This is a genomic window from Coprococcus sp. RTP21281st1_F1_RTP21281_210402, assembly GCF_040915325.1.
GTDB lineage: Bacteria > Bacillota > Clostridia > Lachnospirales > Lachnospiraceae > Coprococcus > Coprococcus aceti.
On the sequence record NZ_JBCPDQ010000004.1, the window covers coordinates 89,230 to 110,684 of the forward strand.

Sequence of the window (21,455 nt, forward strand, 5' to 3'; positions counted from 1 at the left end):
TGTACAGCATTTCGCCTGTACATGGTATTTTTGCTTTTGTTATATGCTTAGAATGATATTATTTTTCATTCTTGTGTTCTGTTATGTCCCTGTGGGAATTGTCGAACAGATCTGTGTCGGCCACATCTGATGAATCATTTCGATTCAGCGTCTCGCCTATGCGGGCCTTTGCCTCAGTTCCGGCAGCCTTGATACCCTCGGTGATCACCTCGCTCTTTTCCTTGAGATTTTCACTTATCACAGCGCTTTTTTCCTTTACGTTCTCTGTAAGCTCCTCAGCCTTCAGTTTGATCTTCTTTGTTATGGAGAAGCTTTCAGGGTTATTCTCAAATGCTCGTTTGATCGATGCTGTATCGTGAAGAGAGAGAAGGAAGCTTGGCTTCTCCTTGAACTTCTCACGATCCAGAGCCAGTCGGGACTTGAGTTCCTCAACACGGACAATAAGATCATTCTCTTTCGCAAATTTCTTCACCTTGCTCATCAGGTTGAATGATACAACACAGTCGATCACGAATACCCCGTAGAAGAAACCGATGAAGAAGGAGAATGTCAGGTGATCCGCCAGCCAGTACACAGCGTTCAGTATGTGTGGATGGAGGAAGAAATAGTACAGTGCCGCGATCACACCCCAGAAGAATGAGAACAGCGGACATATGATGCCCTGTATATTGCCCCACTCATCTGAGTAGTCCCACAGCTTGATGTTCATTCCTATTATAAATATACGTCCGGCAATGTATTCCACAACGGTCATGGCGATGGCCATGATCAGTACCACCAGAACCTTTTGCAAAACAGGATGGGCGTCAACAGCATCTATATGGATCAGGGACAGGAGATACAGCACCACCAGGCCTGAACCGTAGAGAGGCAGGTAAGGTCCGATGAGGAATCCCGGGTTGATCCATTTGTGGCTTGGGTTGCTCTTGGAGAAGAACTTTCTGAATATGACTTCAATGCACCAGCCCATGACGCATCCTATGAAAAATAAAAATAATATTACCAGAATACTTTTGATATTGAAATTATCCATACATGGAATCTCCTTTGTATATATGACTTTGCCAATAGTAATAAGATAGTATATAGAAGGAAAAAAAGCAACCTTACAAAATGTCACAAGTGTAAGATAGCTTGTTGATACTTATTGAGAAAAAAAGTCATTTAAATTGCGAATGTTATATTGGACTAACGCCGGGGCAGTGCTATACTTACAGCAAATAAAAAGCCACGAAACAGATGCAGACTCTTTCTACAGTACGAAGATCGAGAATGCATTTTTACGTTAAGGAGAGTTTGATTGAACAAACCGTGATTAGAAAAATCGAATCACGGCGAAGCCTGTCATATAATCCACCTTGCGTATAAGTGGTCATATCATTAATCAGAATAAATATATAATCAAGGAGGACAAAATCATGATGAAGGCATTAAAGAAGGTAAACTGGAAGAAGCTTGGAATATTTGCAGGTGGAGTATTATTTGGAACAGCTGGTATCAAGGTTCTCTCAAGCAAGGATGCAAAGAACGTATATACACATTGTACAGCTGGTGTTCTTAGAGCAAAGGACTGTGTCATGAAGACAGCAAATACTATCCAGGAGAACTGTGGTGATATCTACGCAGGAGCAAAGGATATCAACGAGGCAAGAGCACAGAAGGCAGCAGAGGCTGACTTTGAGGATACTGAGTGCACAGAGGCTGAGAGCGCTGATGCAGCAGAGACTGTAGAAGAGTAATCAGTATAAGACAAAACATAAGAAAGAGGCGAAGATCTTGAAGTTTTCTATTTTAAATGAAACAAAGAATCGTCTGCGTATACACATGGCACAGAGCCGCATGACCATGGCACAGGCCGACATACTTCAGTATTATCTGGAGAACTGTGAGGCAGTGGAAGAGGTCAAGGTGCACGACAGAACCTGTGACGCGATCATCATATATGATGGTGACCGTGCAGCGGTGATAGATGCGCTGAGACAGTTTGGATATGACAGGGTGGAGGTTCCGGCGGATCTCACAGAGACATCAGGCAGAGTCATGAACAGACAGTATGAGGACAAGCTGTTTTGGAAGACCGCCTGGTACATGACCAAGAAATGGATCATGCCAATGCCGCTTCGGTATTGTCTGACATCCGTCAAAGCTCTCAAGTATATAGGCAAGGGGCTCAAGTGTCTTGCGAACAGGAAGCTTGAGGTGCCGGTTCTCGATGCAACAGCCATAACAGCATCCATTCTGACAAATGATTTCGCGACAGCGGGATCAGTCATGTTCCTTCTGGAGATCGGTGAGATCCTTGAGGAGTGGACACATAAGAAGTCGGTGGATGGACTGGCAAGAAGCATGTCACTCAATATCAATAAGGTATGGGTGCGTGTGGATGATTGTGATGTACTTATGGACAGTGCGAAGATCGCAAAGGATGATCTGGTAGTGGTTCATATGGGCAATGTCATTCCATTTGACGGTGTTGTGGATCAGGGCGAGGGCATGGTCAATCAGGCATCCCTCACCGGAGAGTCAGTACCGGTCCACAAGGGACACGGAGACAGTGCATATGCAGGTACAGTTGTTGAGGAAGGTGAGCTGGTAGTCAGAGTTGTAAAGACTGGTAAGACCAGCAGATATGATAAAGTTGTTGCGATGATAGAGGAGTCTGAGAAGCTTAAGTCAGGACTTGAGAGCAAGGCAGAGCATCTTGCAGATGGTCTTGTGCCATGGACTCTCGGTGGAACTATCCTCACATACCTTTTAACAAGGAATATCACCAAGACACTTGCGGTGCTCATGGTCGACTATTCATGTGCACTGAAGATGTCCATGCCTATAGCGGTATTGTCTGCTATACAGGAGGCAAACAAGCATCACCTCACAGTCAAGGGCGGCAAATTCCTGGAGGCTGTAGCTGATGCAGACACGATAGTATTTGACAAGACAGGAACACTTACAAAGGCATCACCTACGCTTGTACGCGTCGTATCATTTGACGGAAGAGATCCTGATGAACTGCTCAGGATAGCTGCATGTCTGGAGGAGCATTTCCCTCATTCCATGGCAAGAGCGGTTGTGGCAGGAGCTGCAGCCAAGGGGCTGGAGCATGAGGAGATGCACTCCAAGGTTGAGTATGTTGTGGCTCACGGTATCTCATCAAGCATAGACGGCAAGAAGGTTGTCATAGGAAGCTATCATTTCGTATTTGAGGATGAGGGCTGTGTGATACCTGAGGATAAGATAGAGCTGTACGAGTCGTTGTCCAAGACTCATTCACATCTGTTCATGGGAATCGATGGCAGGCTGGCAGCAGTCATATCCATCAAGGATCCGGTCAGACATGAGTCGGCCGAGGTTGTTTCAAGGCTCAAGAAGCTGGGAATCAAGAAGGTTGTCATGATGACAGGAGACAGTGACAGAACGGCCAAGGCTATTGCAGAGCAGGTAGGGGTGGATGAGTATTACTCAGAGGTCCTTCCTGAGGACAAGGCAAAGTTTGTCGAGGCTGAGAAGACTGCGGGTCGAAAGGTCATCATGGTGGGAGATGGAATCAATGACTCACCTGCACTGTCGGCATCCGATGCTGGAATTGCCGTAAGTGATGGCGCGGAGATTGCCAGAGAGATCGCAGATATAACTGTCAGTGCGGACAATCTGTACGAGCTCGTAACACTTAAGGAACTCAGTAATAAGCTGATGAGCAGGATCAACAGGAACTATCGCAAGATAGTGACCATCAACACAGGACTTATCATCCTGGGCGTGATGGGAGTTATCCAGCCAACCACATCAGCACTGCTTCACAATTCATCGACGCTTCTCATAAGTCTTGACAGTATGAAGAAGTTGCTGGATTGATGATCGGAGCATAGAATTATATTGATGATCGAAGCGTAGAATTATAAAGAATATAAAATAAAGCTGCCCTCTTCACTGTGATGAGTACCCGGGATTCCGGAACATTAGTGAGGAGGGCAGTTTTGTAGTTAAAAGATGATTTTAAATAATAAAAATAATCTGTAAGAATTGTTGACCGGGCCGACAGAATATGACAAAATGTACGTATAAATCATGAGTAGATAGCTGAACATAAGGGCAGAATATTAGCAGATATTATCTGGAATGTTTATGAAATGAAAATATACAGATGTGTGTGGAACACAGCATGATGCGTGTGTTCATCACAATAGAATGGAGGATGATTAGTATGGTAAAAACGGTAAAAGGCGATAATTTTGAAGATATAAAGGCATGCGGTGTGGCGGTTGCGGATTTCTCAGCAACATGGTGCGGACCATGCAAGATGATGGCACCGGTATTTCACACGGTTGCAGATGAACTGAATGGTGAAGTGGATTTCTTCAGTGTGGACGTGGATGAGAATCCCGGACTTGCGGCTGCCAATAAGGTGTTCAGTGTTCCGACATTGATACTGTACAAGAATGGTGTTGAGGCATCGAGGAGTGTCGGAGCTATATCCAAGTATGATCTTCTCGATTTCATTGAGAAGATCAAATAATTGTCTGTGATATGTATCCCGGATATTTTAATTGGAATCTGAATTGAAGTGGGGATACAAACTAGAAACAGGAAAAACATAAAGCCCTGTCAGACTTAACATTCATATGGGTCTCATATTATGGATACATATGAATGTTAAGTCTGACAGGGCTTTAAGGTTATTGAAAACACATTGACTATCTGGCGTTTCTGTCTACATATTCTCTATACTTAACCAGACTCTTATATGCCGGTCTGATGATCTTGTCCGTGGTGACAAGCTCCTCGATTCTGTGAGCGCTCCATCCAACTATACGTGCCACTGCAAAGAGCGGTGTGTAGAGCTCCCTAGGAATTCCGAGCATCTCATACACGAATCCGCTGTAGAAGTCTACGTTAGGGCTGACACCCTTGTATATCTTGCGTTCCTTGGCGATGAGCTTTGGCGCGATCTTCTCAATGTTGTTGTACAGAGTCATATCCTCGTCCCTGCCCTTGGCAGCGGCAAGCTGTTCGACAAATGACTTGAATACTTTTTCTCTTGGGTCTGACAGTGAGTAAACGGCATGGCCCATACCATAGATGAGTCCCTTGTGGTCGTAGGCTTGCTTGTTCAGCAGCTTATCCAGATATGCCTCTATGGCCTCTTCGTCATGGTAATCCTTTATGTGCTCCTTGATATCGTCCATCATGTTCATAACCTGCAGGTTGGCACCACCATGCTTCCTTCCCTTGAGGGATGAAAGGGCGGCGGCAATGGCAGAGTATGTGTCAGAGCCGGATGACGTTACAACTCTTGTGGTGAATGTGGAATTGTTACCACCGCCGTGCTCCATGTGAAGCAGAAGTGCTATGTCAAGAACTCTTGCCTCAAGCTCGGTATACTTCATGTCAGGCCTGAGCATCCTGAGGATGTTTTCAGCCACGGAAGCATCCCTGTCAGGTCTGTGAATGTACATACTTCCGTCGTTCTCATAATGGTTGTATGCGTGATAACCATACACAGCCATCATAGGAAATGTTCCGATGAGACCGATACACTGTCTGAGAACATTGTCTATATCCAGGTTGGTAGCCTGATTATCGTATGAAGCCAGAGTCAGCACACTTCTTGTCATGGAGTTCATTATATCCACACTAGGTGCTTTCATGATGACATCACGGGTAAAGTTGGTCGGCAGGTTCATGGACTCGGCGATGACACTGCTGAATTCTGAGAGCTGAGCCTCGGTAGGCAGTTCTCCGAAGAGAAGAAGATAAGCAGCTTCCTCAAATATATGGCGTTTTCCTTTGCCGCCTTTTACGAGATCCTGTACATCATAGCCTCTGTACAATAACTGTCCGTCACACGGAACCTTCTGGCCATCCACATCCTTAAATGCTATGATCTGTGATATATTGGTAAGACCGGTCAGAACTCCCTGTCCATTCTCATCACGCAGTCCTCTTTTTACTCCGTATCTGGCATAGAGCTCTTTGTCTATCACATCATGCTGCTGACAGAGAGAAGCCTGCTTCTCCACGTATTCTGTCAGATTCTCCATATACTCCATATAAGTAACTCCTTTCCGTTTGTATGATAAATCAGATGATCTTTTTGCATATGTCGCTTAGACAACATGCGTCGCAATGTGGCTTCGTTCTGGCTGTGCACACGGATCTGCCGTGATCCACCAGCCTGTGACAGAAGTCATTGCTCTCATCTGGAGGTACAAGCTTCCACAGTTCCATCTCAACCTTCTTCGGATCTTTTATCCCGTCAACCAGTCCCATTCGGTTGACAAGGCGTATACAGTGGGTATCTGTTACAATGGCAGGTTTGCCGTAGATATCACCCATGATGAGGTTTGCGCTCTTGCGGCCTACGCCGGGGAGCTTAAGCAGCTCATCTAGACTGTCAGGAACCTGGCAATCATAGGAATCAACAAGCATATTCATACATGCACTAATATCTCTGGCCTTGCTCTTCCCCAGTCCGCAAGGTCTCACAATGGCCTCGATGTCACTGACATCGGCAGCAGCCAGTTCTTTTACTCCCGGATATTTGGCAAATAAATCCTGGACTACCACATTCACCCTTGCATCAGTGCACTGCGCCGCCAGGCGGACACTGACAAGAAGCTGCCATGCGTGTGAAGTATCGAGGGTGCATACTGTGTCAGGATATTCCTTCTTCAGCCTCTCGATAATGTCCAGTGTTCTCTGTTTTTTCGTATATCTCTTCTGTGATTCCATAAAAAAGACCTCCAGTCTCTATATGATAACATGAAAGGCCTGCAAATGGATATCGAAAAAGAATTCTTAATAAAAATGTTAGAAGTGTGAAAATGTTGGGAAGAGAAGACATGCCGCAGCCCAGTATATGTGCTGGGCTGCGGCATGTCTTTGCTGGTATAAATAGCATGTCTGAAAGATTTTACTTTGTTCCGAAGATTCTGTCGCCGGCATCGCCAAGTCCTGGGCAGATGTAAGCGTTCTCGTTCAGCTCGCGGTCAACATGACCAACGTAGAGCTGGATGTCAGGATGAGCCTTGAGAAGTCTCTCAATTCCCTGCGGTGCAGCGATGATCGACATGAACTTGATATGCTTACCGCCATGCTGCTTGATGAAATCAACGGCAGCAACAGCTGATCCTCCGGTTGCAAGCATAGGATCCGTGACAACTATAAGTCTCTCATCGATAGGATCAGGGAGCTTGCAGTAGTACTCGTGAGGTTCATGAGTCTCCTCGTCTCTGTACAGACCGATGTGTCCGATCTTGGCTGTAGGAACCAGAGCCTGAAGTCCACTGACCATTCCAAGTCCTGCACGGAGAATAGGTACAATCGCAAGATTTCTTCCTGCGATGACCGGAGTCATGCATTCCTCGATAGGAGTCTCTATACATACATCCTCGGTAGGAAGATCTTTCAGAGCCTCATATCCCATGAGCATGGCGATCTCTTCAACAAGTGCACGGAATTCGGCAGTTCCGGTGTTCTTATCTCTGAGCTTTGAAATCTTATGCTGAATAAGTGGATGTGTCATAACTGTGTAATCTGTCATATTGTGTAACCTCCTAATAAATAATATACAGATAATTATTATGCCTCAATGTCAGAGTTCTGTGGATTCATTCCAAGTCCGCGGCTTACATCACCCTTGGTGTTCTCACCAAATGTATAGTCGTTACCAGGCAGTATAGCATTCAGCAGGATGCCGAATATAGCTGCGAGGGCAAGTCCTGTAAGAGTGATAGTTGTGCCTCCGATCGTGAATGTAAGGCCATTTTTGAAACCAAGTCCACATACCATGATAACGGCTGCGATGATCAGGTTTCTTGACTTCGTGAAGTCTACGTGGTTCTCAACCACATTTCTTACACCTATGGCTGAGATCATTCCGTAGAGGATGAAGCTTATGCCGCCAATGATGGCGAAAGGCATTGAGCGGATGACTTCTGCAACCTTAGGTATGAAACCGAGGATGACTGCAAAAATGGCAGCCAGTCGTATAACTCTTGGATCGTGAACGCGGCTGAGCTCGAGAACTCCTGTGTTCTCTCCGTAGGTTGTGTTGGCAGGACCGCCAAAGAGTGCGGAGAGAGATGTTGCCAGACCATCACCGATAAGTGTTCTGTGGAGACCTGGATCCTCAAGGAAATTCTGATCTACAGTTGCTGATATGGCACATATATCACCTATATGCTCCATCATGGAAGCGATGGCGATAGGAGCCATGACAAGTATGGCAGTTAAGTTAAATTTACAGATCTGGAAAGGTGGCAGACCGAGAAAATGTGCGTCTGAAACTCCAGAAAAGCTGAGTATTGCTGAACCATCAGGGTTGGTCATACCACAGAAGTGAAGTATGAGTGCAACGCCATATGAGATAAGTACACCCATGAGGATAGGTATGATCTTGAACATGCCCTTGCCCCAGATGTTGAACACAATGACAACAGCCAGTGCGATAAATGCAAGCAGCCAGTTAGTGGATGCGTTTGATATAGCTGATGGTGCGAGGCTCAGACCGATACATATGATGATAGGTCCGGTAACCACTGGTGGAAGGAATCTCATGACACGCTTCACGCCGACAAGCTTGACGATCAGTGCAAGTATCAGATACAGAAGTCCTGCAACCACAATACCGCCACATGCATATGGAAGCTTTTCGCCCATTGGCATGTCCTTGAATATGCCTGTTTTAAGGTCTGCAACTGTGGAGAAACCTCCCAGAAATGCAAATGAAGAACCGAGAAATGCAGGTACCTTAAGCTTAGTGCATAAGTGGAAGAACAGTGTTCCAAGACCGGCACATACAAGAGTTACCTGAATTGAGAGTCCCTGACCCTCGAAGTATCCGTTTACGAGAAGCGGAACAAGAATTGTTGCACCAAACATGGCAAACATATGCTGGAATCCAAGTAAAAGCATCTTTGGAATTCCAAGCTTACGTGCATCACGAATGGCTTCTTTTTGATTATCCATAAGTAATAATCCTCCCATATTTTTTCTTAGTTAAATATTATAAAGTTTATTTACACTAAGGTCAATTTGAATAGTGAAATTTCCAAAATAAACTTAAGATATGTAATATATGTCAGCACTTGACAAAATGTTACAGAATTGTTACAATTCTGCTTGGATTGAGTAAAGGGGAGAAAAATAAAGATACAGGTCGAAGGAGACTACAGATATTATGATTGAATTAGAGAACGTGAGTATGACATATCCTGGGGGCAATCAGGCACTCAAGAATGTCAATATTAATATAGAGAAAGGCGAGTTCGTATTTATCGTTGGAAGCAGTGGTTCGGGCAAGACCACTCTGTTCAGGCTTCTGCTCAAGGAGCTCGATCCTACGGAGGGCAATATCACTGTTGCCGGATACGACTACGGCAAGATCAAGAGGAAGGATATACCGAAGGTCAGAAGAAGGATAGGGGTTGTGTTCCAGAACTTTAGACTTCTCAAGGACAGGACTATATACGAGAATGTCGCATTTGCACAGAGAGTCATCCAGACCCCGGCGAGATATATCAGAAGACGAGTTCCGGCCATGCTGACGCTGGTTGGACTTGCAGACAAATACAAATCATACCCGAAGGAGCTCTCAGGTGGTGAGCAGCAGAGAGTTGCCATGGCGAGAGCACTGGTCAACAATCCGGACATCATACTGGCGGACGAGCCTACAGGAAACCTTGATCCTAAGAACTCACTGGATATCATGAACCTCCTTGAGGATATCAACAAGAGAGGAACCACAGTTGTCGTGGTAACCCACAATAAGGATATCGTCAATGAGATGAAGAAGAGAGTTATCACCCTGAAGAAGGGCGTTATAATCAGTGATGAGAAGGAAGGAGGCTACATAGATGAAGATTAGTACATTTTTCTATGTCCTCAGACAGGGCTTTGCGAATATAAGAAGAAACATACTGTTCTCACTTGCATCACTTGGAACCATCATATCATGTCTGTTCCTTTTCGGAATCATATATGCGGTGGTTGTAAACTTCCAGTCAGGTATGCAGGAGCTTGAGAAGACAGTCACCATATCTGTATTCTTCGACGAGGATGCGTCAGATGAGACCATACAGCTCATAGGTGAACAGATAAGAACGGTCGATTATGTTGAGACGATGGATTTCATCTCAGCCGATGAGGCATGGGACAAGTTTGCAGATCAGAACTACGATGATCCACAGGTTGCAAAGAATGCATTTGGCGGAGATAACCCATTAAAGAATGCTGCGTCATATGAGATCACGCTCAAGGATGTATCAAGACAGCCGGAGTTCGTGGCATTTGCCCAGGGCCTTTCAGGAGTCAGAAAGGTAAAGAGTTCTGACGTGACTGCAGACAGCATCACGACACTGTCATCCCTTGTGGGATATGCATCCATAGGAATAGTTGTGATACTGATGCTGGTATCTATATTCCTTATAAGTAACACGATCACCATAGGTATCACAGTGCGAAAGGAAGAGATAGGGATCATGAAGCTGATCGGTGCGACAAATGTATTTGTAAGGGCACCGTTCATCATAGAGGGTGTGATCATAGGCGCGGTCGGTTCGGCTATACCTCTGGTCCTTCTGTACTACATGTACGATAAGATACTGACATACGTTGCCGGAAGGTTCAAGGTTGTCACAACGCTGTTCGCATTTGTGAGCCAGCAGGATCTGTTCAGGACTATGGTACCGGTCGGACTTGTGCTCGGTATCGGTGTTGGTCTGGTAGGAAGTATTCTTACCACAAGAAAGCACCTGAGAGTGTAGTGTTAAATGCGGTCAGAGCAATGCACAAAAAATTCACAAATTGTTATTACTTTTTTAGGAACAATATGTGTTATAATGTTGATAAGTAGGGCAAAAAGATAATAACATTATGAAATGCGATTAGGAGGCATGAATGATGAGAATAGATTTATACAAGATAAAGAAGAAAGGTATGCAGGTGGCAGTGGTTACTACAGGAGCACTGCTCATGTCGTTTACATCCATATTTGCGGCTCCTGTGTTCAGCGTGCATGCTGAGGAGACCAAGGAGGATGTTGAGCAGCAGAAGGAAGAGGCTCAGCAGGCTCAGGAAGAGGCGAATGCAAACGCAGAGAAGTATCAGAAGAAGGTAGACAAGCTTACAGCGGCTGTAAATGAGCTCGATAAGCAGGCCACAGATATAAGCACACAGATCGTGGAGAAGAAACAGCAGGCTGAGGATCTTCAGAATGAGATAGATGAGACTCAGACAAAGCTTGCAGAGGCTCAGGTCAGTGAGGATAATCAGTATGAGGCGATGAAGAAGAGGATACAGTACCTCTACGAGGAGGGCGATGTTGCTTACATAGATGCACTTATGTCATCGGCTTCATTTGAGGATAGTCTTAACAAGTCTGAGTATGTTGATCAGCTCAGCACATATGACCAGAAGCAGCTCAACAAGCTGGTAAAGACTAAGAATGACATAGCAGAGTATCAGCAGACACTCAAGGATGATCTGGCGGATGTAGAGAAGGTAAAGGCAGACCTGGAGACCAAGCAGGCAGACCTCGATGATGTTATAAGCCAGAAGAATGCGGAGATCAACAAGTACAGTGATGATGTTGAGATGCAGAAAGCTCTTGCGGCTGAATACGCAAAGCAGGAGTCAGAGCTGGATGACAAGCTGGCAGAGCTTGCGCGTCAGGAACAGCAGAGACTGGAGGAGGAGCGTAAGCAGAGAGAAGCTGAACAACAGCAGCAGGATAACAACGGTGGAAGCGATAACTCAGGCAGTGACAGCGACAACAGTGGAAGTAACAATGGCGGTTCAACAACCGGTTCAGGTCAGTTCATATGGCCTGTATCAGGACCTATCACAGACTACTTCGGACCTAGAGAGTCACCGACAGCAGGAGCAAGCTCCAATCATATGGGTATAGATATAGGATGTTCATACGGAGTGCCTATCGCAGCGGCTGATGCAGGTGTTGTAACGGTAGCCGAGTGGGGCGAGAGTGGTGGTAACTACGTTATGATAGATCACGGTAATGGATTTGTGACGATGTACCTTCACAACTCATCACTTGCAGTAAGCGTTGGCGATGTGGTTTCACAGGGACAGACCATTGCGTATGCAGGTTCAACAGGATATTCAACAGGTACACATTGCCACTTCTCAGTATTCCTGAATGGCTCATATGTCAACCCACTTGATTATCTGTAAGATGAGGCTGAGACATGGCATAGGGATATGTGTCATATCATAAGATCTTAATATGATCATATATAGAACAGAGAAAAAATGCGTGATTCATGAAATATGGATCACGCATTTTTTATGTTAATAGGGGCGTGGATATGGGCGAAGTACCATATGTTGTGGTGGTGAGAAAATATGTCGAAAACAATAGTTTTTTTAAGAAAAAATAGGATTAGTGTCGGTTGACATAAGTGGTAAAAGTATTTATACTCACACTGGACTGAGTATTTATTTAAGGAGTATATTATGGTTTTTTCGAGCATGGAGTTCTTATTTAGATTCCTGCCTTTATTTTTGCTTATCTATTTTGTGACAAAGCCGAAGTACAGGAATGTTGTACTGCTTTTAGGCAGCCTTGTGTTCTACGCGTATGGCGAACCCATATACGTGTTCTTGATGATGTTTTCTATTATATTTAACTATTCGGTGGCAAGACGAATCAAGCGTTTTTATGATATAGAAGTATATTCGGAGATCGACTGTTCATTTGAGAGAAACTGCTGGCTGGCGGTGGCTATGGTGTTTGATTTTGGAATGTTGTTCATATTCAAATATATCAACTTCTTTATAGAGATAATAAACACTGCAGCGGGAACAAAGATATTTGATAGCGTGGCGATCACACTGCCGCTTGGAATAAGCTTCTATACGTTCCAGATAACATCGTATATATTTGACGTGTACAGGCTCAAGTATCAGGCGGACAAGAGTATAATCAAGTTCGGAACATATGTGAGCATGTTCCCTCAGCTCATAGCCGGCCCTATAGTCAACTACGATGAGGTGAAGCCTGAGCTGGATCACAGAGAGGTCAAGGCGGACGATATAGAGCGCGGTGCGACACTGTTTGTATTGGGACTTGCGTACAAGGTGCTTCTAGCAAATAAGATAGCCAGTCTGTGGAACGATGTGCAGACGGTTGGCCCTTATGGAATAAACACTGTGACCGCATGGCTTGGTTCATGGGGATATTCATTCCAGCTCCTGTTTGATTTCATGGGTTATTCCGTGATGGCAATAGGAATTGGCCTTATACTTGGCTTCAGGATACCGGAGAACTTTGTCGATCCTTATATGGCACATTCCCTCACAGATTTCTGGAGACGCTGGCATGTTACACTCGGACGCTGGTTCAGAGAGTATGTGTACATACCGATGGGCGGCAACCGAAAGGGAAAGCTCAGAATGATACTTGCCATGTTCACTGTGTGGATGTTTACCGGATTGTGGCATGGTGCGGACTGGAATTTCCTGATATGGGGCTTGTTCCTGTTCGTGTTCCTTCTCATGGAGAAGCTGTTCCTTGGCAAGGTATTTGACAAGGTGAAGGTTCTTGGCCATGTGTACATGTTCTTCCTGATACCGATATCATGGACAATATTTAACATATCTGATCTGAAGCTTCTGGGACTGTACCTGAAGAGAATGTTTGGCATGAACATAGAGGGATCAGTCACCACACATGCCATGGACAAGCTGATCATGCTGGGACACACATACTGGTGGCTGCTGCTGATCTGCGTGATCTTCTGTACACCGTGGCCTAGAAAGCTCATAGAGAAATTCTACAAGAACTGGGTATGCAAGCTTATAATGCTCGCACTGTTCTGGTTCTGTGTATATCAGATAGCAAAGGGTGGCTCCAATCCATTCCTTTATTTTAGATTTTAGGAGGTGGGCAGATGAAGAAATTATGGCAAATGATAAAAGGCTGTCCACTGTTCTCGATACTCATAATATCCGGCGTGATAGTTACCGCAGGCGGTTATGTGGGAGCTGCGCTTGGCGTGTATAAATGGGATGTCAGCTTTCATCATCCTATGGCCCAGACTGTGCTGCTTGATGAGAGGGTGGCAACCGGAACTGACGCAACAAGCACGGATGCTCCGGGAAAGAGCGAACTGACGTCGGAGTCCACGGGCAGTGCGGCTGCAGAGGAGCAGACAACGGAGGTGAAATCCACGGAGAAGCAGACTTCTGAGAATGCATCCACGGAGAAGACAACAGAGAAATCTACAGAGAAAGCGACCACCGAAAAGGCAACTACGGAAAAAGCAACCATAGATACAGGCGGTTCGGCTGCTCCGGTGACAAGACAGACTCAATACAAGAAGGTTAAGAAGAGAAAGGCAAGAAATAGCTGCTACAGAGATCTCACACAGATCGCTCTTGAGACCCAGTACCCATATATAAAGGTTGACAAGTCTTATTTTGACGATGCTCTGTTCATAGGTGATTCCAGAGTGGAAGGACTGGCGTTGTATTCCGGACTGGACAATGCAGAATTTGCATATATGGAGGGCCTTACTTCATTTGGACTGATGGGTGAGAAGATCGCCTCAAATGGAACAAAGACACTCACAGAGCTGCTTAAGAGCAAACAATTCAAAAAGATATACATCATGCTCGGCATAAATGAGGCGGGTTACGATACGGAGACATACGCATCCACATATATCGATGCGGTGGCCCAGATACAGGCGCTTCAGCCGGACGCAGTGATCTTTATGATGGGCTGCATGCATGTATCCAGCGACTATTCGGCAAGCCACGATATTGTGAACAATGACAATATCGATGACAAGAATGGTGCCATAGCTGCATATGCTGATGGAATAAAGCTTTTCTATCTGGATATGAATACGGTTGTGGACGATGGCAAGGGTGGTCTTGTAAAGGACTATACCTGGGATGACATACATTTGCAGGCGCAGTATTACAGTCTGTGGGAGCAGTATCTGTATGAGCATGGGCTCAAGGATGATGCTTTCAAATAGATAAAGTGCTGCGGGACCTGATGGCATTTTATCATTATCGGGAGTTGATCAAATGGCAAAAATACTGGTAATAAAAGATAAATATAAGGGAATCCTGTTCATAATCATGGCAGGGTTCTTTTTCTCACTGATGACCTTCTTCGTGAGACTGTCTGGAGATCTGCCAACTATGCAGAAGGCATTCTTTAGAAATGCAGTGGCCGCTGCTGTGGCCATTGCCATGCTCATGAGGACTGAGGAGAAATTCAAGATAAAGAAGAGCAGCTGGCCGGGAATCGCGGCGAGAAGTATATGTGGAACGACGGGGCTGATATGTAATTTCTACGCAATTGACAAGTTGAATATTGCTGATGCCAATATCCTCAACAAGCTTTCTCCGTTCTTTGCTATCATCGCATCATACTTTGTGTTGAAGGAACGGGCAAACCGGGTAGAGTGGGCATCTGTTGTGCTGGCTTTCGCTGGTGCATTGTTCGTTGTGAAGCCTTCGTTTCATATGGATTTTCTGTATGCCATGGTTGGTGTGGCAGGCGGCCTTGGGGCAGGAATAGCCTACACCTATGTGAGAAAGCTTGGAAAACAGGGGGAGCGCGGACCGGTCATAGTCATGTGTTTCTCTGTATTCTCATGTCTGGTGACGCTTCCATTTATCATATTGGACCACGCACCTATGACATGGCAGCAGATTGTGTGCCTGCTCTGTGCCGGACTTGCGGCGGCTGGTGGACAGTTCAGTATAACCGCAGCATACCAGAAGGCTCCAGCTAGGGAGATATCGGTATTTGACTACAGTCAGGTCATATTTGCGGCTATATTGGGATTTGTATTCCTGGATCAGATCCCTGACATGCTGAGCATTATAGGATATGTGATAATCATAGGAAGTGCAGTTTTCAAATGGTGGTACACCATGAGACAGGACCGCACTTAGCATGATCGGCAGGGCTGAGAGTGGCAGTGCCTTGTACAAATACTTGTAGAATAATTGATATATACAAAAAGACGGATGTCAGAAATGGAAAATGGGTAAAAGTTTCATTGTCTGATATCCGTCTTTTTTATAAAAGTTATAAAGGAAGGTTTTAGGTGTTGTGACCGGACTTGTGAGGTATCCGGCCTCCCATCTATATAAATTGGATTGTTGTTAGTTTGAGTGACGGCAGATACGCTGGTGCTGCCTGGGCATGTCGCACATCTGCTGTCCTCATCAATCTGTATATATAATAAGACGGTACTGTGTACATTCTGTGTATCGGATGTTAAAGAAATATGTTCATAAAAGAAATAATATATAAAGCGTAAATAAATGTTCTATAAATGGTAAAGCTTCTGAATATAGTGAGTATAAGGTTGTGGGTATAGTTGCTGACATGTTAAAATGAAACACACATATGATCATAATTGGTGGATATATCAGATGACAATATTGGATAGAGCAGCTTTATTATGGAATAGTAAGGGGGATTAATATATGGATAAAGAAAAGGTTATACAGGAGCTTCAGGAGAGAACAGAGGAGATAAAGGAAAAGGCCGGGGAGCTTCATAAGGCGATAGAGGAGACTATATCGCAGAAGAAGCAGATGCATTACACGGAACTGGGCGGTCAGGACGGGCAGCCGGATGTGCCGGTTAAGGAAGGATACGGTCTGGTGCTCGGTGGCGGTGGTGGCCGTGGCTCCTATGAGATCGGAGTGTGGAAGGCTCTTGAGGAGTACAGAGATGTGATCGATATAAAGGCGGTGTCAGGAAGCTCGGTAGGCGCACTGAATGCGGCATTGTACGCTTGCGGCGATCTGGATAAGGCTACACAGATGTGGTACGACATAACCAACGACAGGATACTGTCCAACAAGGATATAGACGAGGACAACAGGAACAAATGGTTTGAGTCCATCAAGGAGAAGCTTACGACCATAGACAATCCAGTCATACAGAGTGCAATAGAGTGCATAGGACTGGATGCTGTGGCAAAAGGCATGAGGATAAAGGATGGCTTCTTCTCCAGAGAAGGACTTATGGACATACTGGAGAATTCACCAGTACTTGATGGTGTGTCGAACAGTGACATGAGCTGTTATGCTACATGTCTCAATGTGGAGGGCAAGCCTACTCCTGAGAGATTCCAGCTGTCAGGCATGGAACCGGAGGAGATAGAACGTATACTTCTTGCTTCTTCAGCCATACCGGTCATATTCCCTATGGAGACGATAGACAAGACAAAGTATTATGATGGAGGCTTCTTCCTTGGGGGAGATAATGTGCCAATACAGCCTCTCTATGATGAGGGCTACAGAAAATTTGTCGTGGTGCATCTCGATGAGAGGAAGACCAATAGATACGATGATGCAGAGATGATACATATATATCCGTCTATTCCTCTTGGTGGTGCCATAGATGGCATGCTTGACTTTTCGCCTGAAGGTGTTGAGAAGAGGATAACACAGGGATATGACGATGCAAAGGCGGTGCTTGTTGAGAAGTTTGGCCCAAGACTGTTCTTCACCCGCCATGGGCAGACCGTGTGGAATGTGGAAAACAAGATATGTGGAGCCACGGATATTGAACTCACAGAGCTTGGACATCAGCAGGCGGAGCAGCTTGGTGAGATGATAAAGAATGGAGATTATCACATAGATGAGATCCTGTATTCGCCTCTGGTCAGGGCTTCGGAGACGGCAAGACATATATCCGAGATAACAGGAATTCCTATGAGAGCCGAGGAGAGACTCCGTGAGCAGTGTTTTGGCAAATACGAGGGAACAGCCAGAAACGGCGCTATATTCGCCAAGGCGAAGACGCATTTTCTGGATCACTATGAGGGTGGAGAGACCATGGTTCATCTGTGTCAGAGGGTGTACAATTTGTTAGATGAGCTTAAGGCTGAGTCGGAAGATTCCGGTAAGACATATCTTCTGGTTGCCCACAATGGAATATCAAGAATAGTACAGTCGTATTTCAATGATATGACAAATGAGGAATTCGCAGCATTTGGCATAAAGAACTGTGAGATAAGAGAATATAGATTCTGATCGCCACATGTGTGGAATCAGATGTAAAAAAGAGAAAACAGCAGGCAGATCAATATGATGTGAATGTGGTTTTCTCTTTTTTTCTGGGATATCCCCAAATGCTCCTGTAAATGTGTATAAAAGAATACTTGATATTATTTATCACTAATATAGTTGACACAGAGCCTACATATGTGTTAATAAATATATGAACATATAATCATATGTTTAAATATTAACGTACGGCATGAGAGCTATGCGATGCGTTTATGGAGAATATAAAATGTGGAAAAGGAGAGAATCATGGGAGACAACAGTTTTTTGAAGATAAGTGGGATAAAGAAAAGCTTCGGTTCAGGGGATAACCGAACTGAGGTACTTAGAGGAATTGATTTTGAGGTCGCAAAGGGAGAGTTCTGTGTGCTGCTTGGCCCATCGGGGTCTGGCAAGTCAACTCTGCTCAATATCATAGGTGGGATCGACAGCCCGGATTCCGGTTATATCTCCATAGATGGAGAGAAGACAGGGGATATGGATGAGAAGACACTGACCAGATACAGGAGAAAGCATCTCGGTTATGTATTCCAGATGTATAATCTCATACCTAATCTCAATGTAAAGGAGAATGTGGAGGTTGGAGCATACCTTAGTGATAATCCTTTTGATGTTGATGATCTGTTAAAGACTCTGGGGCTTTATGAGCACAGACATAAGCTCCCAAATCAGCTGTCGGGTGGACAGCAGCAGAGGACCTCGATTGGAAGGGCAATCGTGAAGAATCCTGATATACTTCTCTGTGATGAGCCGACAGGTGCCCTTGACTACAACACTTCCAAGGAGATACTTAAGCTCATAGAGGATGTGAACCAGAAGTATGGCAACACAATAATCATGGTCACCCACAATGATGCCATCAAGAATATGGCGGACCGGACTGTGAAGCTCAGGGACGGCATGATAAGACGCAACATTGTAAATGAGAACAAGATATCCGCTGTAGAGCTTGACTGGTAATTGGGCAGACAGGGTAGATGTTCAATAGGAAAGGGGATCTGTTATGAGAAATCCATTGTGGAGAAGAATTCCAAAGGAACTGAAGGAAGAGCTTGGAAAATATATAGTCATATTCCTGTTCATGGTCATCACGACGGGAATGGTGTCGGGCTTCATGGTTGCAGGTGAGAGCATGAAGAAAACCTACGACAATACATTTGACAAATACAACGTGGAGGATGGACATTTTGATCTGTCGGATGAGGCGTCAGACAATATGAAGGGCAATATAGAGGATGAGGGCGTGAAGCTCTATGATATGTCGTATTATGAACTGCCTATGAGTAAAATCGGATCAGACTCTGATGGCAATAGTGGTAATGTGGAAGGCAATGCAGAGACAAAAGATGATACGGTGAATTCTGTAAATGATGCTGCAGATGATGGGGGAAGGACACTGAGGATATTCGCACCAAGACACGATGTAAATAAAATGTGCCTGATGGATGGTGAATTTCCTGTAGGAACTGATGAGATCGCCATTGACAGAATGTATGCGGTGAACAACGATATAGAGATCGGTGATGATATAAAAGCGGGTGACAAGGTATACAGCGTGTGCGGATTTGTGGCACTCTCCGACTACAGTACCATGTTCCAGAACAACAATGATACCATGTTTGATGCCACGATATTCGGAATTGCGGTTGTGTCAAATGAGGAATTTGATGATCTTCCAGAGAAAAATAAGACCTGGTCGTATTCATGGATGTACGATGATGGAATGCCGGATGAGGAGAACGATGAGAAAAAGCTGGCGGATGACCTTCTTGAGATTGTGTATACACAGGCGGTCATGAACGGCATTATGGTGGAGAACTACATTCCAAGGTATCAGAACCAGGCGATCAACTTTGCAGGGAATGATATTGGCAGTGATACAAATATGATGAAATGGTTTGAATACATCGTCATAGTTATACTTGCATTTATATTTGCGGTAACCATCAGCAACACTCTGACAAAGGAAGCGTCGGTTATTGGAACATTGAGGGCTTCAGGATATACGAAGGGCGAGCTGCTTATTCACTACATATCACTTCCTGTCATAGTTACATTTGTGGCATCAGTGGTGGGAAACGTGCTGGGCTATTCGGTGTTTAAGGATATGGGTGCGCAGCTTTACTATGGAAGCTATTCCCTCACTAAGTATGTGACGTATTGGAATGCCGATGCATTTGTGCTTACCACAGTCATACCTCTTATAATCATGATCGTTGTGAACCTGTTAGTGGTAAACAGCAAACTGAAGCTCTCACCACTGAGGTTCCTGAGGCATGATCTCAGCAGATCAAAGAGAAAGAAGGCGGTGAAGCTGCCTCACTGGAAGTTCATGACAAGGTTCAAGACCCGTGTCATACTTCAGAACATTCCAGGATATGTGGTCATGCTTCTTGGAATTTACTTCGCACAGGTTCTTCTGATGTTCGGACTTATGTTGAATCCTATGCTGAAGCACTATCAGAATGACATATTGGATAATATGGTAGCTGACCACCAGTATGTTCTGGATTCACAGGTGGAGACGGCAAATAATAATGCGGAAACCTACTGTATGAAGACGCTAAGGACGACCGGAGATATAGATGATGAGATCATGGTGTATGGAATACACTCGGACAGTAAATATTTCCCGGTTAAGCTGGACGACGGAGATGTGCTGGTATCTGACAGCTACGCAGACAAATATGAGATAGTTGATGGCGACAAACTTGAGCTCAAGGAGAGCTATACTGATGACACATATGAGCTCAAGGTGACGGGTTCTGTGGTGTATCCGGCAGCCCTTGCGGTGTTCGTGACAGAGGGTGATTTCAGAGAAATATTTGACAAGGACGAGGATTACTTCACCGGCTATTTCTCGAATGACAAGCTGACCGATATAGAGGATCATGTAGTGTCAGAGATCACAAAGGATGATATGATAAAGGTGTCCAGACAGCTCACCAAGTCCATGGGAGGTATGTTCTACATAGTGGTTGTATTTTCACTTGTTATGTTCATGCTTCTCGTATATCTGCTCACAAAACTAATAGTGGAGAAGAACACGGTGTCCATATCCATGGTTAAGATACTGGGATATGACACAAAGGAGATCAGTAAGCTGTATCTGTCATCCACAACTGTCATGGTTGCGGTGGTGACACTGCTCGATATACTGCTCAGTTACCTGTCGATCAAGGTGATATACAGGGCAATGCTGATAGATATGCTAAGCGGCTGGATGCCGATATACATGGCACCATGGATATTCCCACTCATGTTCGCGCTCAGCTTTACCTGCTATCTGGTGATCTCACTGTTGCAGATGAAGAGGATAAAGAAGATTCCTATGGACGAGGCGCTCAAGAATGTGGAGTGATGTGTCAAGCTGTGTTCAGGTATTATAT

General features: G+C 44.9%; 17 protein-coding genes and 1 pseudogene. 13 read left to right on the forward strand and 5 right to left on the reverse strand.

What is annotated here, in order from left to right; all coding sequences use genetic code 11:
* Positions 1-58: 58 nt before the first annotated feature.
* Positions 59-1,033, reverse strand: a complete 975-nt coding sequence (locus tag AB5150_RS06520; protein ID WP_055280449.1) for a putative ABC transporter permease — start codon at positions 1,031-1,033, stop codon at positions 59-61.
* 385 nt (positions 1,034-1,418) lie between these two features.
* Between AB5150_RS06520 and AB5150_RS06525 the strand changes: the two genes are divergently transcribed.
* The 3 genes from AB5150_RS06525 (at position 1,419) to trxA (ending at position 4,513) form a co-directional block, all read left to right on the forward strand.
* On the forward strand, positions 1,419-1,739 hold the full coding sequence (locus tag AB5150_RS06525; protein ID WP_022217250.1) for a DUF6110 family protein: 321 nt from the start codon (positions 1,419-1,421) through the stop codon (positions 1,737-1,739).
* Between the two features lie 37 nt (positions 1,740-1,776).
* Positions 1,777-3,852 carry a heavy metal translocating P-type ATPase gene (locus AB5150_RS06530; protein ID WP_368291525.1) on the forward strand — a complete coding sequence of 692 codons (2,076 nt, stop codon included), beginning with the start codon at positions 1,777-1,779 and terminating at the stop codon, positions 3,850-3,852.
* A 349-nt stretch (positions 3,853-4,201) separates the two neighbouring features.
* Positions 4,202-4,513 (forward strand): thioredoxin, encoded by a 312-nt coding sequence (trxA, locus tag AB5150_RS06535; protein WP_022217252.1) that lies wholly within the window; start codon positions 4,202-4,204, stop codon positions 4,511-4,513.
* Positions 4,514-4,691: 178 nt separating this feature from the next.
* On the opposite strand, the gene AB5150_RS06540 is transcribed toward trxA, so the two are convergent.
* The 4 genes from AB5150_RS06540 to AB5150_RS06555 form a co-directional block, all read right to left on the reverse strand.
* Complete coding sequence (locus AB5150_RS06540; RefSeq protein WP_368291613.1) at positions 4,692-6,038, reverse strand: citrate/2-methylcitrate synthase; 1,347 nt, start codon at positions 6,036-6,038, stop codon at positions 4,692-4,694.
* A gap of 40 nt (positions 6,039-6,078) precedes the next feature.
* On the reverse strand, positions 6,079-6,729 hold the full coding sequence (gene nth / locus AB5150_RS06545) for an endonuclease III (RefSeq protein WP_015533674.1): 651 nt from the start codon (positions 6,727-6,729) through the stop codon (positions 6,079-6,081).
* A 181-nt stretch (positions 6,730-6,910) separates the two neighbouring features.
* Positions 6,911-7,540: a uracil phosphoribosyltransferase gene (upp, locus tag AB5150_RS06550; protein ID WP_015533675.1), complete on the reverse strand. Its 630-nt coding sequence runs from the start codon at positions 7,538-7,540 to the stop codon at positions 6,911-6,913.
* 38 nt (positions 7,541-7,578) lie between these two features.
* Complete coding sequence (locus AB5150_RS06555; RefSeq protein ID WP_015533676.1) at positions 7,579-8,967, reverse strand: uracil-xanthine permease family protein; 1,389 nt, start codon at positions 8,965-8,967, stop codon at positions 7,579-7,581.
* A 211-nt stretch (positions 8,968-9,178) separates the two neighbouring features.
* On the opposite strand from AB5150_RS06555, the gene ftsE reads away from it, so the two are divergent.
* From ftsE to AB5150_RS06605, 10 genes and pseudogenes are all read left to right on the forward strand, one after another.
* Positions 9,179-9,865 (forward strand): cell division ATP-binding protein FtsE, encoded by a 687-nt coding sequence (ftsE, locus tag AB5150_RS06560; RefSeq protein ID WP_022216898.1) that lies wholly within the window; start codon positions 9,179-9,181, stop codon positions 9,863-9,865.
* Positions 9,855-10,763: a permease-like cell division protein FtsX gene (gene ftsX, locus AB5150_RS06565; RefSeq protein ID WP_015533677.1), complete on the forward strand. Its 909-nt coding sequence runs from the start codon at positions 9,855-9,857 to the stop codon at positions 10,761-10,763. The genes ftsE and ftsX overlap by 11 nt, the downstream gene beginning before the upstream one ends.
* Before the next feature lie 136 nt (positions 10,764-10,899).
* Positions 10,900-12,189 (forward strand): murein hydrolase activator EnvC, encoded by a 1,290-nt coding sequence (locus AB5150_RS06570; RefSeq protein ID WP_015533678.1) that lies wholly within the window; start codon positions 10,900-10,902, stop codon positions 12,187-12,189.
* A gap of 282 nt (positions 12,190-12,471) precedes the next feature.
* Positions 12,472-13,896, forward strand: a complete 1,425-nt coding sequence (locus AB5150_RS06575) for an MBOAT family protein (RefSeq protein ID WP_117550911.1) — start codon at positions 12,472-12,474, stop codon at positions 13,894-13,896.
* Between the two features lie 11 nt (positions 13,897-13,907).
* Positions 13,908-15,002 (forward strand): GDSL-type esterase/lipase family protein, encoded by a 1,095-nt coding sequence (locus tag AB5150_RS06580; protein ID WP_161172087.1) that lies wholly within the window; start codon positions 13,908-13,910, stop codon positions 15,000-15,002.
* A 52-nt stretch (positions 15,003-15,054) separates the two neighbouring features.
* On the forward strand, positions 15,055-15,933 hold the full coding sequence (locus AB5150_RS06585) for a DMT family transporter (protein ID WP_161172086.1): 879 nt from the start codon (positions 15,055-15,057) through the stop codon (positions 15,931-15,933).
* A 651-nt stretch (positions 15,934-16,584) separates the two neighbouring features.
* A pseudogene (locus AB5150_RS06590) lies at positions 16,585-17,268 on the forward strand (patatin-like phospholipase family protein); the annotation flags it as partial.
* A 201-nt stretch (positions 17,269-17,469) separates the two neighbouring features.
* Positions 17,470-18,033 carry a histidine phosphatase family protein gene (locus AB5150_RS06595; protein WP_334290611.1) on the forward strand — a complete coding sequence of 188 codons (564 nt, stop codon included), beginning with the start codon at positions 17,470-17,472 and terminating at the stop codon, positions 18,031-18,033.
* A gap of 282 nt (positions 18,034-18,315) precedes the next feature.
* A complete protein-coding gene (locus AB5150_RS06600) occupies positions 18,316-19,026 on the forward strand; it encodes an ABC transporter ATP-binding protein (RefSeq protein ID WP_238051902.1) in 711 nt (236 codons plus the stop codon).
* A 43-nt stretch (positions 19,027-19,069) separates the two neighbouring features.
* Entirely contained in the window at positions 19,070-21,427 is a 2,358-nt protein-coding gene (locus tag AB5150_RS06605) for an ABC transporter permease (RefSeq protein ID WP_349818790.1), read from the forward strand.
* Positions 21,428-21,455 lie beyond the last annotated feature (28 nt).